This is a genomic window from Burkholderia sp. EMB26 (genome assembly GCF_024730645.1).
Classification (GTDB): Bacteria; Pseudomonadota; Gammaproteobacteria; order Burkholderiales; family Burkholderiaceae; genus Burkholderia; species Burkholderia cenocepacia.
This window is the reverse complement of sequence record NZ_CP078070.1, coordinates 1918754-1931244: the sequence shown is the minus strand read 5'-3', so window position 1 is coordinate 1931244 and position 12491 is coordinate 1918754. Positions and strand designations below refer to the sequence as shown.

General features: G+C 67.0%; 15 protein-coding genes. 8 read left to right on the top strand and 7 right to left on the bottom strand.

Annotated features, from left to right (window positions below):
* Positions 1 to 8 precede the first annotated feature (8 nt).
* The gene (locus tag KU887_RS09070; RefSeq protein WP_006482260.1) at positions 9 to 1328 is read right to left on the bottom strand and encodes an MFS transporter; all 1320 of its coding nucleotides are present in this window, start codon (positions 1326 to 1328) and stop codon (positions 9 to 11) included.
* A gap of 397 nt (positions 1329 to 1725) precedes the next feature.
* Between KU887_RS09070 and KU887_RS09065 the strand changes: the two genes are divergently transcribed.
* The 5 genes from KU887_RS09065 to KU887_RS09045 all read left to right on the top strand — a co-directional run bounded on the left by KU887_RS09065 (position 1726) and on the right by KU887_RS09045 (position 4218).
* Entirely contained in the window at positions 1726 to 2145 is a 420-nt protein-coding gene (locus KU887_RS09065; RefSeq protein WP_034201940.1) for an organic hydroperoxide resistance protein, read from the top strand.
* 68 nt (positions 2146 to 2213) lie between these two features.
* Positions 2214 to 2540, top strand: a complete 327-nt coding sequence (locus tag KU887_RS09060) for a DUF4148 domain-containing protein (protein WP_034201757.1) — start codon at positions 2214 to 2216, stop codon at positions 2538 to 2540.
* A 63-nt stretch (positions 2541 to 2603) separates the two neighbouring features.
* Positions 2604 to 2930 (top strand): DUF4148 domain-containing protein, encoded by a 327-nt coding sequence (locus KU887_RS09055; RefSeq protein ID WP_034201941.1) that lies wholly within the window; start codon positions 2604 to 2606, stop codon positions 2928 to 2930.
* Between the two features lie 73 nt (positions 2931 to 3003).
* Positions 3004 to 3333 carry a DUF4148 domain-containing protein gene (locus KU887_RS09050; protein ID WP_006493913.1) on the top strand — a complete coding sequence of 110 codons (330 nt, stop codon included), beginning with the start codon at positions 3004 to 3006 and terminating at the stop codon, positions 3331 to 3333.
* Between the two features lie 168 nt (positions 3334 to 3501).
* Positions 3502 to 4218, top strand: coding sequence for a GNAT family N-acetyltransferase (locus tag KU887_RS09045; RefSeq protein WP_258250017.1), 717 nt, complete (start codon positions 3502 to 3504; stop codon positions 4216 to 4218).
* A 52-nt stretch (positions 4219 to 4270) separates the two neighbouring features.
* Here the strand turns inward: KU887_RS09045 and KU887_RS09040 are convergent, their stop codons facing one another.
* The 4 genes from KU887_RS09040 to KU887_RS09025 form a co-directional block, all read right to left on the bottom strand.
* Positions 4271 to 4726, bottom strand: a complete 456-nt coding sequence (locus KU887_RS09040) for a MarR family winged helix-turn-helix transcriptional regulator (RefSeq protein ID WP_006482257.1) — start codon at positions 4724 to 4726, stop codon at positions 4271 to 4273.
* 110 nt (positions 4727 to 4836) lie between these two features.
* On the bottom strand, positions 4837 to 4965 hold the full coding sequence (locus KU887_RS09035; protein WP_006493914.1) for a hypothetical protein: 129 nt from the start codon (positions 4963 to 4965) through the stop codon (positions 4837 to 4839).
* Positions 4962 to 5333: a GFA family protein gene (locus KU887_RS09030; protein WP_006482256.1), complete on the bottom strand. Its 372-nt coding sequence runs from the start codon at positions 5331 to 5333 to the stop codon at positions 4962 to 4964. The genes KU887_RS09035 and KU887_RS09030 overlap by 4 nt, the downstream gene beginning before the upstream one ends.
* A gap of 115 nt (positions 5334 to 5448) precedes the next feature.
* Entirely contained in the window at positions 5449 to 6552 is a 1104-nt protein-coding gene (locus KU887_RS09025; RefSeq protein ID WP_058901477.1) for a nitronate monooxygenase family protein, read from the bottom strand.
* Positions 6553 to 6732: 180 nt separating this feature from the next.
* Between KU887_RS09025 and KU887_RS09020 the strand changes: the two genes are divergently transcribed.
* Positions 6733 to 7371 (top strand): hypothetical protein, encoded by a 639-nt coding sequence (locus KU887_RS09020; RefSeq protein WP_034201760.1) that lies wholly within the window; start codon positions 6733 to 6735, stop codon positions 7369 to 7371.
* A 12-nt stretch (positions 7372 to 7383) separates the two neighbouring features.
* Positions 7384 to 8067 (top strand): hypothetical protein, encoded by a 684-nt coding sequence (locus KU887_RS09015; protein WP_062910628.1) that lies wholly within the window; start codon positions 7384 to 7386, stop codon positions 8065 to 8067.
* 62 nt (positions 8068 to 8129) lie between these two features.
* On the opposite strand, the gene KU887_RS09010 is transcribed toward KU887_RS09015, so the two are convergent.
* Complete coding sequence (locus KU887_RS09010; RefSeq protein WP_062910629.1) at positions 8130 to 9263, bottom strand: AAA family ATPase; 1134 nt, start codon at positions 9261 to 9263, stop codon at positions 8130 to 8132.
* Positions 9264 to 9304: 41 nt separating this feature from the next.
* A complete protein-coding gene (locus tag KU887_RS09005; RefSeq protein WP_034201763.1) occupies positions 9305 to 10174 on the bottom strand; it encodes an RNA ligase family protein in 870 nt (289 codons plus the stop codon).
* An 813-nt stretch (positions 10175 to 10987) separates the two neighbouring features.
* Between KU887_RS09005 and KU887_RS09000 the strand changes: the two genes are divergently transcribed.
* Positions 10988 to 12451 (top strand): MFS transporter, encoded by a 1464-nt coding sequence (locus KU887_RS09000; RefSeq protein ID WP_077190402.1) that lies wholly within the window; start codon positions 10988 to 10990, stop codon positions 12449 to 12451.
* Positions 12452 to 12491 lie beyond the last annotated feature (40 nt).

Genomic DNA, 12491 nt, shown 5'->3' with positions numbered 1-12491 from the left:
CGTGGCCGTCAGGCTTCGTCGATGCGCGAGACGCGCTTCGGGTCGGGCATCCACAGGTAGCAGAGCAACGACACGAGCACGCATCCCGACACGTAGTAGAAGAACCACGCTTCGTGTCCGATGCTCTTCATCCATAGCGCGACATACTCGGCCGTGCCGCCGAACAGCGAGACGGTGATCGCGTAAGGCAGCCCCACGCCCAGCGCACGCACGCCGACCGGGAACAGCTCGGCCTTGGCCACCGCGCTGACCGACGAATACAGGCTGACGATCAGCAGCGCGCCGATGATCAGCGCCAGCGCGCTGCCGGTCGTCTGGACCCCGCGCAGCGCCTGGAAAATCGGCACCGTGCACAGCGTGCCGAGGATGCCGAACGCGATCAGCAGCGGACGACGGCCGATGCGATCGGACAGGCTGCCGAAGATCGGCTGCATCGCGACGAACGCAAGCAGGCTGAGCACGGAGACCATCGACGCGTCGGCCTTGCTCATCCCCGCGCTGTTGACGAGGAACTTCTGCATGTACGTCGTGTACGCATAGAAGGCCACCGTGCCGCCGAGCGTCAGGCCGGCGACGATCAGGCATTCGCGCTTGTGGCGAAACAGGTCGGCGAGCGACGCGTGGCGACGCTTGCTCTGGCGATGCTGCTCGAACGAGGCCGTTTCCTTCATGTTGCTGCGCAGGAAGATCGCGCTGCAGGCGAGCAGCGATCCGAGCAGGAACGGGATGCGCCATCCCCAGCTTTCGAGCTGCGCGGTGGTCAGGAAAAACTGCTGCAGCACCACGAGGACGCCCATCGCGAGCAACTGACCGAGCGACAGCGTCGCGAACAGGAAGCTCGAATAGAAACCGCGGCTGGATGGGGCAGCCATTTCGCTCAGATAGGTCGCCGAACTGGCGTACTCGCCGCCGAGGCTCAGCCCTTGCAGCAGCCGCGCCATGACCAGCAGCACGGGCGCGGCGATGCCGATGGTGTCGTAGCCGGGTGTCAGCCCGATGATCAGCGAGCCGATGCACATGGCCAGCACCGACACGAGCAGCGCGGCCTTGCGCCCCTTGCGATCCGCGTACATGCCGACGAGCCACCCGCCGATCGGACGCATGATGAAACCGACGGCAAAGATGGCCGCCGTGTTCAGCAATTGCACGGTCAGGTTGCCGTTCGGAAAGAACGCCTTCGCGAAGTACAGCGAAAACGCCGAATAGACGTACCAGTCGTAATACTCGATGAGGTTGCCTACCGATCCGCTGAAGATGGACCGCAGGTTCGCGAGGGTTCCGGTCGGCCGGGAATCCGTGGCCGTTGCAAGAGGGCTGGCGCGCGACACGTAATGTCTCCGTTTCGAATGTGCTCGTTGTCCGTGCGAGCGCTGGCCGTGGGTGGGCCGCTCGCGATCGGGTCCGGCAAGGTTAGAAGAGACGGTACGTTGTAGAAAGCGAAATAATGACAAGGAGCCTGTTCGCTTTCTGGAAACGTCGATCGGCGGGCTACCCTGCTCTCCCGCTGCCTTTCCGGAATCGGTCGCCGTTCGTCGATGCCCGGCCATCGATGTCGAATCGCCGGAAAGCCTTGTCCCGCGAGGCGCTACACGATCCGGATACATTGAAATACAAAATATCGCATGCGATTTAATCGAATCCGCTTGACGTGGGTGGCCGTCAGGCGGAAACTGCGTCGCATGCGATCGAATCGCATCTGAGACAAACCAACCGACGGAGCAAATGATGAGCAAGATCGACAAAGTGCTGTACACGGGCAAGACGCATACGACTTCCGGGGGCCGCGACGGCGCCGCGCGCAGTTCCGACGGCCGCCTCGACATCCAGTTGTCGTCGCCGGGCAGCGCCGGCACCGGCACCAACCCAGAGCAACTGTTCGCGGCCGGCTGGTCGGCCTGCTTCATCGGCGCGATGCAGCTTGCGGCGCGCGCCGCGAAGGTGACGCTGCCGGCCGATCTCGCGGTCGACGCCGAAGTGGATCTCGGCACGGCGGGTAACGCGTACTTCCTGCAGGCCCGGCTGAACGTGAGCGTGCCGGGGCTCGAGCGCGACGTCGCGCAACGCATCGTCGACGCTGCGCATCAGACCTGCCCGTATTCGAAGGCGACGCGCGGCAACATCGACGTCGACATCCGGATCGCCTGAGCGTTGCATCGGGCGGCCGAGCGCCGCCCTCCCGAATTCCCGATTCCTTTTCCATCGAGGTGAAAAAAATGAAAGTCCAACTGATCGCTGCCCTTCTCGTCGCTGTTTCGTCTGCCGTTGCCGCTCCGGCGTTTGCCAATGAAGCCACCGTGACGCGTGCGCAGGTACGCGCCGAACTCGCGCAGCTTCAACACGTCGGCTATCCGCTGAACCGCGCGACCGACGCGACCTACCCGAACGATCTGCAAGCCGCGCTGACGCAGATCCGCGCCGACGATGCCGTCGCGGCCAACGCACCGGCGGCCGGCTACGGCGGCAACGGCGACACCGCGACGCAATCCGGCCGCCGGCATGTCGCCAGCGTGGCCGAGCGCTCGGTGTACTTCGGTCACTGAGCGCCCGCCCGGTACGTGAACCTGATTCCCTTTATCGCTGATTCCATTTTGTCGAGGTGCATGATGAAAACCCGCCTGATCGCTGCCCTTCTCGTTGCCGTTTCCGCTTCCGCCGCCGCACCGGCGTTCGCCGACGAAGCCGTCGTGTCCCGCGCCGAGGTACGCGCCGAGCTCGTCCAGTTGGCACAAGCCGGTTATCGGCCGGGCCGCGCGAACGATCCGCACTACCCGGACGATCTGCAGGCCGCGTTGACGCGCATTCACGCGAGTCCCGCGGTGGCGGCCGATACGTCGGCATCCGGCTACGGCAGCGATGCCGCCGCTGTTACGCAGTCGGGCAGCCGGCCGGCGACCCGAATCGCCGAACGCTCGATCTACTTCGGTCATTGAACGAACGCGCGAACGACGCCGATAGTCGGCGTGTGGTGCGCAACTCCCGAATTCCCGAATCCTGTCGAGGTAAATGATGAAGACCCAACTGATTGCCACCGTTCTCGTTGCCGTGTCGGCCGCCGTCGCCGCGCCGGCTTTTGCAAGCGAAAGCACCGTCACGCGTGCGCAGGTGCGTGCGGAACTGGCCGCGCTGCAGCAAGCCGGCTACCAGCCGAATCGTCCCAACGATCCGAACTATCCGGACAATATCCAGGCGGCGCTGAACCGGATTCGCGACCACGGTGCCGTCGCGGCCGACACGCAGGCAGCCGGTTACGGCAGCGATGCCGGCGGCGCCACGCAGTCCGGCAGCCGCAACACGGTGCGCACCGCCGAGCGCTCGATCTATTTCGGCCATTGAGCGCGGTACGGCGAATTCACTCGCCGACCTCTGCCATATAAAGCGCATGCGATGTAATCGCGTGCGCTTTTTTATTGGTATTGTCCCGGACCGTATCGCCAGCGCTACCCGTTCGCCCTGTCCGGGATTATTCTGTGCGGCTCCCCATCTTCCACCAAGGAGCCGCCGATGCCGGACGCCATGACCGGAAACGCGACAGCCGATGCGCACGTGCTCGACCGGGTCGTCTGGCATGCGCTCACGGGCAGGCAGCGCCGCTTTGCGCTTGGCGAGGGGCGCGCGCGGCGGTTCCCGACGGCCATCGCGCCGTTTGCCGCGATCGACGACACGAGCCCGGCGTCGTTCGACGCGCTGTGCGAGCTGATCGCCGCACACGGGCCGGCGGCGCTCGTCACGCCGGACGAGATCGAGGCGCCGGCGAGCCTGTCGGCGATCCGGCGCGCGACGTTGCTTCAAATGACCTGGCAAGGAACCTTGGACGCGGCGCACGAAGCGGAACCCGTTCCGCTCGGCGCAGCCGACGTGCCGGACATGCTCGCGCTAGCCGCCGCCGCGCAGCCGGGCCCGTTCGGCCCGCGCACGTTCGAGCTTGGCCACTACATCGGCGTGCGCAGCGAAGGCCGGCTGGCCGCGATGGCCGGCCAGCGGATGCAGGTCGAAGGGTATACCGAGATCAGCGCCGTCTGCGTGGACGCCGCGTTTCGGCGGCAAGGGCTGGCCGCGCGGTTGATCCGGTCGTTGATCGCGACGATCGGCGCGCGTGCGGAGACGCCGTTCCTGCACGTCCTCACGACGAACCAGGTGGCGATCGAGCGCTATCTCGCGCTCGGTTTCGTCGTCCGTCGCGAGATGCACCTGCTGGTGCTGGGCGACGCGCACACGTGACAACGCGGCCGGCGCGATTCCCGCGCCGGCCGTTGGCCGGGCCTGAGTGTTCTTATGCTTCGGTCGACCGGATCAGGTTGCCGCGCAACGTGACGATCGCCTTCTGCACTTTCGCGAATTCGTCCGGCTTCAGCCCGGTGGCTTCGACGAGGTTCATGTCGAGCCCCTTCTCGCGCACGCGGCGGCCGCTTTTCGTCAGGCTGACGAGCACCTGGCGTTCGTCGGACGGATCACGGTGCCGCTCCAGGTAGCCCATTGCCTCGAGCTTCTTCAGGATCGGCGTCAGCGTGTTGGATTCGAGGAACAGCTTCTCGCCGAGCTGGCCGACGGTCTGGTTGTCCTGCTCCCACAGCGCAATGATCGTGATGTACTGCGTATACGTGAGGCCGAGCTCGTCGAGGATCGGCTTGTACGCCTTGCCGAACGCAAGGTTCGCCGAGTAGATCGCAAAGCACAGGAACTCGGACAGCTTCGGCGCGGCGGGCGACGGGGTTTCGGTCGGTTTCATGGACGTCCTCCAGCGACGCGAACGGTCGCAGACAACGCATTATATATCGCATGCGATTTTATCGGAGGCATGATAATCGGTCTCGATCGGCTGACGCGCGCCGCGCTCGCTCAGCCCGGCTCGCGGCGCTTGCCGGTTGGCTGACGGCTGACCGACAGTAACGTGCACTGCACCGGATGCGCGATTTCGGTCGCGAGCCCGCCCGCGGCAAACAGCAGGATCATCAGCCAGCGTTTCATGCGTCCTCCACGACCGAGAGGCTCGCCCCATCGGCGATCGTCGCGTCGAGCGCATAGGGATCGACGCCGTCGAGGCAGCCGAGATTGACGCGCCAGCATGCCGGGTCCTTGCGGGTCTGGTGGAACGGATAGACGCCGCACCGGCTGCAGAAATAGTGACGGGCCGTGTGCGTGTTGAACTGATAGCAGGTCAGCGCGCCCTCGCCTTCGACGATCGTCAGGTTGGCGGCGGCGAACATCGGGCTCATCAGCGCGCCGCGCCGGCGGCACAGGCTGCAGTTGCAGCGGACGGCCGGCGCAATGGCCGCCGTGACTTCGAACTTGACGGCCCCGCAATGGCAGGACCCTTTGAACCAGGTGGCAGACATGACGGGCTCCGAAAGAGGTCATGCCTGCTTTATAGCGAAGCCGCGCGCGGGCGTTGTATCGCACTGTATCCACGCGCGGCGCGGATACAGAACATTGCACATCCGCGGCAGGCGATCAGTCCAGCACGTGCTGCATCCGCTCGATTGCCGCCCGCGTTTCGCGTTCGAGCGCCGCGAACAGCTCGGCCGCCGGCAGCGCGCGGACCAGCGGCGCCGCCTGCCCCGCCCATTGCGCGCCGTAACCGAATTCGCCCTGCGCTTTCGCGGCCGCATGCAGCGCCTTGCCCGCATCGTAGGCGATCGGATACGCAGGCGTGGCCGGGGCGCGCGGGTCGTCGCCGAGCGCGGTCAGCCGGTTCGCGATGCCGCGCGCGACGCGGCCCGAGATCGCGTGCGTGAACGTGGTGCGGTGCGCCGCCTCGCCGAGGATCGCGCGGCGGTAGCCGTCGTCGATCGACGTCTCCGGGCACGCGACGAACGCGGTGCCGAGCTGCGCGGCCTGCGCGCCGAGCGCGAGCGCGGCGGCAATGCCCGCGCCGTCCATGATGCCGCCGGCGGCGATCACCGGCAGCGCGCATTCGCGCACGATCAGGCGCGTCAGCGCGAATGTGCCGAGGCGATCGTCGTGCGCGGTCGAGTCGAACACGCCGCGATGCCCGCCGGCCTCGATGCCCTGCGCGACGATCGCGTCGATGCCGGCGGCGGCAACTTGGCGGGCTTCGTCGAGATTCGTCGCCGTGGCGAACAGCGTGATGCCCGCGCGCTTGAGCGCGGCGATCACGTCAGCGGACGGCAACCCGAAATGGAAGCTGACGACCGCCGGCTTTTCCTCGACGAGCATCGCCTGCATCGCGTGGTCCGCGACGAAGCTCGTGTAGATCTCCGACAGCGATGCAGGCGGCGTCGCGCCATACGCGCGGAACGCGGGGGCGAGCCAGTCGAGCCACGCGCGCTCGACGGCCGCGTCGGCTTGCGCCGGACGGTGGCAGAACACGTTGATGTTGAACGGCCGGTCGGTGAGCGCGCGCGTGTCGCGGATCATCTTGCGTGCGCCGTCGGAATCGGTTGCGCCGACGCCGAGCGAGCCGAGCCCGCCCGCGTTCGAGACGGCGGCGGCCAGCGCCGGCGTGCTGACGCCGGCCATCGGCGCCTGCACGATCGGCGCGCGGATGCCGAGCGTGCGCAACAGGGTTGCCCGGCGGTCGGTCGGTTGATGCATGGTGCTGGTCTCCTGGTGGCAGCCGATATGCCGGCCGCACGTATCGCATTGCCGGTTTCATCCCTAGAATAGCGGACGGCGAAACCGCGTCCAAGGCCGTCACCGTGCAGCGTTCGTCGAACGCTTCACCCGACATTCATGCGGTTTGGCCGAATAACGAACAACACCATTACACCATCCATGAAAAGAAGAACATTTCTCGCGCTGCCCGCCGTGGCGGCGTCCGGCATGCTGGCCGGCTGTTCCAGCGCCGACCTGGGGCCCGTCACCCATCGCCTGATGAAGGACCCTGAATACCGGGAAACGCTCTCGGCGTTCCTGATCAGCGCGGACGGGAAAAAGCTCGTCGTGATCGGCAAGCAGTATCACTACATTTTCGATGTGCCGCCGGCCCTCGCCATCAACCTCACGGCACCCTACCGTCCCAAGTTGTATACCGACTTCGACGATTTCGAGACGCACGGCGATACGATCTCCGGGCGTTACGTGCTGCGGCTTGCGCGCGAGGATGCGCCTCCCGGCTCCGAGCTTCGCGAGCGTGCGCTCGCGGACGGTTTCAAGGACCAGCGCCACCAGCTGACGGAGAGCGGTACGATCAGCGGCAAGCGCTACCAGCCGAACGACGTCACGCCGTCGTCGCTCCCGCAGGCGTTCAATCACGAGTATGACGTCAAGGTCATCGAGCGGCCATCGGTACTCGGCAAGGGCGCCAAGCTCGCCCTGTCGCCGATCACGATGGCGGCGGACGGCGCGCTGGGCCTGCTTGGCCTCGCACTGTTCCCGATTGCGTTGACGGCCTTCATCGTCATCGCGAGCTGAGGGGAATCCACGATGACATCCCCTGCACGACAACTGCTCCGGATCGGCTGCGCGGCCGCTTGCCTGGCATTCGCGCAACACGCCGTGGCCGACGACGACTGGGACGCCGCCCGCCAGGTGCGCACTTCCTGGGTATTCGCGTCGATGAAGGAAAGCGACGTGCGGCCGACGCTCGATCGCGCGCTGAAGGACCAGCTGCGCTGGGCCCGTCTGCCCGGCAACGCGCCCGATGACGGCGCGTTCCGCTGCACGAAGCTCGCGGTGCCGCCGCCGTCGGCCGCTGCGCAGGCGGCGTTCGACGCGGCGCCGTCGTCGCGCGGTCGCGATGCCGACAAAGCGTACGCGAAAGCCGCGTCGCTCGGCGCGTGGCGCGCGGCGGCGCGACTCGTCAACAGTTCGCTAGAGGACGAGGATTGGGAAGGCGCGCAGCCGGCGGTCGCGTGGCTGCTCGCGCATCATGTACCGGCCGGATACAACAAGCTCGCGGACGTGATGCAGGCGATGTCGGGCTACGACGGCGAAACGCCCGGCGAACGCGTGAGAGGGATGATCGCGTCGTTGCGCTGGCGCGCGGCGCGTGAAGGCGATCCGGTCGCGCAGATGGAGATGGCCGATCTGTTCGAGAAGCTCGGCGACAGCGAGCGCGTGGCCGCGCTGCGCGCGTGCGCGACGCAGCAGAATCCGGAACTGAAATGAGGTGCGCCGCCGGTACGCCGCGGTGACAGGCGGCGTACCGGCGTGCACGACGACATCGCCCGTCAGACTTCGTAGCGTACCGCATGCGCTTCGGTCGGCAGCGGCAGATCCCAGCGCAGCAGCATCGCCTCGAGCGCCCGGTTCGTCAGCGACGTGTCGCGCCGCGCATTGCGGCGCAACAGTTCCGCGCGCGGCCGTTCGAGGTACACGAGCGTCACGTCGGCGCCGTACGCATACAGCAGGTCGAGCGTCTTCTTGCGCATCAGCGGCGACAGGTTCGTCGCATTCCACACGAACGGCCGCCGGTCGCGCAACATCGCCTTCGCGGCATCGACCGCATGGTGCGCGACCGCGCCCTCGTTGCGACCGTGACGCAGCCCCAACGCATCGCGCGCATCGTCGAACGACACGACCGGCAGATCCGGATGATGCCGCGCGACCCACGTGTTCTTGCCCGATGCCGGCAGGCCCGCCATCACGACGACCGGCGAGCCCGGCGTGCGAAACAGCGGATAGTCGGGATGCACGTCCGCGCCGCGGAAGTAGCTGAGTGCGGTATGCGCGTCGGCGAATGCACGCGGCTGGCCGTAACAGCCGTCCTCCCGCGCCAGTTCGCGCCACAGCTCGATATTGTCGAGCACACGCTGCGTGTCGTTGCAGATGCGCCCGCGAATGTCGGCTTCGGCGAGCAGGCACAACAGCGGCAGGCTGACCTGCCACGACAGCTCGCGCGCGATGAACTCGGGCGTGCCGCGGCGCGAGCCGCTCATCGCGAAGAACGGCACCTGGTGCACGGCGATCATCCGGCAGATGGCCTCGCGCACCGCGAACGGCACGCCGGCATCCCACAGCGCGATACGCGCGTCGATCGCCCCTTTGCGCGAGTGGCCGGGATGACCGATCGCACCGGTGACGGGATCGACGGCCGTCGTGCTCGACTTGGCGATGTCGTGCAGCAGCGCGGCCAGGAACACGATTTCCTGATCGGCGCGCGACGCCGTCCGATAACCGGGCAGCGCGAGCAATGCATCGATCACCATCATCGTATGCGTCCACACGTCGCCTTCGCCGTGATGCGCGGGCTCCTGCGGGGTGGTTTTCGCGTGTTCCAGCGCGGGGAACGCCGCGAGGCATGCGCGATAGTCCGGCTGCTGGCCGGGCGCAGGCACGAGCGCCTGCAGATGTTCGTACTTCATGATCGAGACTCCTGTCGAAGCGGCAGGCGGCCGCTTCGCATTCATTGGTTCGGATGCGCTGCCGGGCTCGGCCCCCACGTCACCGTCGGACGCGGTGCATACAGGTCGACACCCGGCGCGAGCAGGTTCGGGATGAACGGCTGCTCCGAGTGATGGCGCGCGGAATCGAGAATCGCCTGCACGAAATCGTGGCGCACCCACTTCAGGCGCGCGGTCGTCGTGTCGTCGGTCTCGATCTTCACGTAGAGCCCTTCGGACTGCTCCGACTTGTCGCACTGCTGCCACGCGCGCGCGAGGTCGAGCCCCTGCCGTCGCACGGTGTGCTCGAACGCGCGACGCCAGTCCGGCGTTTTTGCGAGCGACGGGCCGAGCAGCGCCTTGAGGTCCGCGAGCCGCGCCGGCGCCACGCCCTCGTACAGCACGGGCACCGACAGTACGGGGCCGTCGGCGAGCAGCGCGCGCCGCGCAGGCGTCGACAGGAAGCGGCCGGTCGCACGGTCGAACACGTCGAATTCGAAAAAATGATGCGGCAACGCGTCGTAGAACACCGCGTGCTTCTTGCTCATCGTCTCGCCGTACATCACGTAGCGATCGCCGAGGCGCTCGAGCAGCCAGCCGGCATGGGCCGCCGCCCACGTCTTCACGAAGCCGAACTGCCGCTCGCGGCCGCCGCCGGCCAGATAGTGGCCGCGCGACTGCAACAGCAGTTCGCCTGCCGGACTGAAGCTGATGCCCGTGTTCGCACCGTCGAGCTTTTCCTCGACGACGAGGTGCGCGCCCGCGAGGGTGCGATAGGGAACGTGGTCGTGACCTTCGTCGCCGTCCTGCAGGCGCGAACCTTCAAGGTGCGGCGTGCGCGGGTAGCGTGCAAGGTCGAGCGATTGCGCGTAGGCGCGAAAATCCAGCGTCATGGTCTTTCTCCGGAAACAGGGAAAAAGCCGACGACGTGAACGAACGGACAGGAGTGCGTTGCGGTGTCAGTGCGAGTCCGGCAGCGGCCCTGCGATCACCGTTCCGGCGCGATGGCGCGAGCGGAACCGGGCAGGACGACGCGGCCGGGATGGCAGTCGTCGGCGTATCAGGCGAAGGGACGAATGATTGCGGGCACTTGGATCACCGATTCGATGAGGGTTCAGGGATGAAGCAGGCGGATGCTACGAAACGATTCCGGCGGTGTCAAGCACGACCGGACGAGTTCGTTACGGCCTTTCGAACGCGTTGAGCGCCTGCTGCGACGCGCCGTACGCGTGATTGACGCATGAATGATCCGGAATCCTATGTGTATGTTTTTCGCCACATCGGGTGCCGAAGCGATCGCCGGCATCGTGCCGTTCGCTTGCTGCGTCGGTTGCGTGGCCGTCGGCGGCGGTTGCGCCGGCGGCCACGCAACCGACGTCATGGTTTTCCCGGCCCGCAGGATGGCGCGGGGGGCCCATCGTTTTCGATACGCCCCCGCCCGCTACGCAGGCTGCAACGGCCTGCCGGGTGAATACGGGCTGCCGCGGGCGCCCGACCCTTTCTGCTCAGGAAAGGACGCTTGAAACATCCGCAATTATCACGTGCCGCCGATTTGCCCACCATGTGTCGGACGATCGGCGCAGCCGGCATGACCGGCGCTTGCACGAGTCCGGCGATGCCTGCCGTCGCGTCGCGCGGCCGGCGCGTGACGCCGGTCGCGAACGGCCGGGCCCCGCGCTCCGGCATATCGATAATCAGGAGACACGATGAACAGCCAATCCCTCGACCTCGGCGGCCATGCCGGCGGACCTGAATCCGCGCGGCCGCCGGCCGCTTCAGCAGGCGCCGGCGCCGATGCAGCGGCCCTTCCCGGCCGCCGCGTCACGCTCGGCGATTTCATGGACGATCTGCCGGTCGGTGCGCTGCACCGGTTCGTCGTCTGGGTGATCGGCATCGGGCTGTTCTTCGACATGTACGAGATCTTTCTCGTCAGTACGATCGGCTCCGCGTTGCAGCATGAATACGGGCTGAGCCGGCAAAGCGCCGATTTCAAGCTATTGCTGGCGTCCGCGTTCATCGGCATGTTCGTCGGCGCGATGTGCCTCGGCAGCCTGGCCGACCGTATCGGCCGGCGCAAGGCGTTCCTGCTCACGCTCGGGTGGTACAGCGCGTTCTCGCTGGTCGGTGCGTTTTCGGTGAACGCCGACATGCTCGTGGCATGCCGGTTCCTGACGGGCATCGGCGTCGGCGCGATCTATCCGGTCGCCGACAGCTTCCTGTCCGAAATCCTGCCGAAGGACAAGCGCGGGCGGCTCGCGGCGTGGGCCTACACGACTTCGTATGTCGCGGTGCCGCTCGTCGGCTTTCTCGCGCTGTGGCTGAACCCGCTGCAGGTGGCCGGCGTCGCCGGCTGGCGCATCATCCTCGCGATCGGCAGCCTCGGCGCCGTGTACGTGCTGTGCGTCCAGCACCGGCTGCCGGAAAGCCCGCGCTGGCTGCTCGCGCAAGGCCGCACGGCCGACGCGCACGCGGCGCTGCGGCGTTTCGCGGATAGCGCCGGCGTGCGCGTGCCCGAACACTTCGCGGCACCGGTCGAGCCGCAGCGGCCGCTCGGGCTCGGCGAGCGCATCGCGCTGCTGCGCCGCCAACCGTACGGCGCGCGCTACGTGATGCTGGCGATCTTTCACCTGCTCCAGGGCTTCGGCTATTACGGATTCGGTACGCTGGCCGGCACGGTCGTGAAAAGCCGCGGTTTCGACGTGACGGACAGCACGCTGTTCATCGCGCTGTCGTTCATCGGTTACCCGATCGGTTCGCTGCTGTCGATTCCGCTGCTCAACTGGATCGAGCGCCGCACGCTCGTGATCGTGTCGATCCTGTCGATCGCGGTGTTCGGGCTGTGCTTCGCGTATTCGGGCAATACCGTGCTGATCGTCGGCTTCGGATTCCTGACGACGTGCGCGTCGAACGTGTTCAGCAACGCGTATCACGTGTACCAGGCCGAGATCTTCCCGGCGCGCGTGCGCTCGACGGCGATCGGCAGTACCTATGCGCTGTCGCGCATCGTCAGCGGCGCGCTGCCGTTCGTGCTGCTGCCGGTGCTCGGCCACTACGGCGCGGGCGCGATGTTCGGCGTGATCTCGGTCGCGCTCGGCATCGTCGCCGTCACGCTGCGCGTGCTCGGACCGCTGACCACGCGGCGCAGCCAGGACGACATCAATCCGGTTTGACGCGGCGACCGGCACGGGGGCGCTCGAAGGCGTGCCCCCG

What these genes read in the sequence shown, in the direction of transcription:
- KU887_RS09020 (WP_034201760.1), top strand. Translation starts at nt 6,733, where the DNA reads ATGAAAAGAAGAACATTTCTCGCGCTGCCCGCCGTGGCGGCGTCCGGC.
- KU887_RS09050 (WP_006493913.1), top strand. Translation starts at nt 3,004, where the DNA reads ATGATGAAGACCCAACTGATTGCCACCGTTCTCGTTGCCGTGTCGGCC.
- KU887_RS09035 (WP_006493914.1), bottom strand. Translation starts at nt 4,965, where the DNA reads ATGAAACGCTGGCTGATGATCCTGCTGTTTGCCGCGGGCGGGCTCGCG.
- KU887_RS09055 (WP_034201941.1), top strand. Translation starts at nt 2,604, where the DNA reads ATGAAAACCCGCCTGATCGCTGCCCTTCTCGTTGCCGTTTCCGCTTCC.
- KU887_RS09015 (WP_062910628.1), top strand. Translation starts at nt 7,384, where the DNA reads ATGACATCCCCTGCACGACAACTGCTCCGGATCGGCTGCGCGGCCGCT.
- KU887_RS09000 (WP_077190402.1), top strand. Translation starts at nt 10,988, where the DNA reads ATGAACAGCCAATCCCTCGACCTCGGCGGCCATGCCGGCGGACCTGAA.
- KU887_RS09025 (WP_058901477.1), bottom strand. Translation starts at nt 6,552, where the DNA reads ATGCATCAACCGACCGACCGCCGGGCAACCCTGTTGCGCACGCTCGGC.
- KU887_RS09040 (WP_006482257.1), bottom strand. Translation starts at nt 4,726, where the DNA reads ATGAAACCGACCGAAACCCCGTCGCCCGCCGCGCCGAAGCTGTCCGAG.
- KU887_RS09045 (WP_258250017.1), top strand. Translation starts at nt 3,502, where the DNA reads ATGCCGGACGCCATGACCGGAAACGCGACAGCCGATGCGCACGTGCTC.
- KU887_RS09065 (WP_034201940.1), top strand. Translation starts at nt 1,726, where the DNA reads ATGAGCAAGATCGACAAAGTGCTGTACACGGGCAAGACGCATACGACT.
- KU887_RS09060 (WP_034201757.1), top strand. Translation starts at nt 2,214, where the DNA reads ATGAAAGTCCAACTGATCGCTGCCCTTCTCGTCGCTGTTTCGTCTGCC.
- KU887_RS09005 (WP_034201763.1), bottom strand. Translation starts at nt 10,174, where the DNA reads ATGACGCTGGATTTTCGCGCCTACGCGCAATCGCTCGACCTTGCACGC.
- KU887_RS09010 (WP_062910629.1), bottom strand. Translation starts at nt 9,263, where the DNA reads ATGAAGTACGAACATCTGCAGGCGCTCGTGCCTGCGCCCGGCCAGCAG.
- KU887_RS09030 (WP_006482256.1), bottom strand. Translation starts at nt 5,333, where the DNA reads ATGTCTGCCACCTGGTTCAAAGGGTCCTGCCATTGCGGGGCCGTCAAG.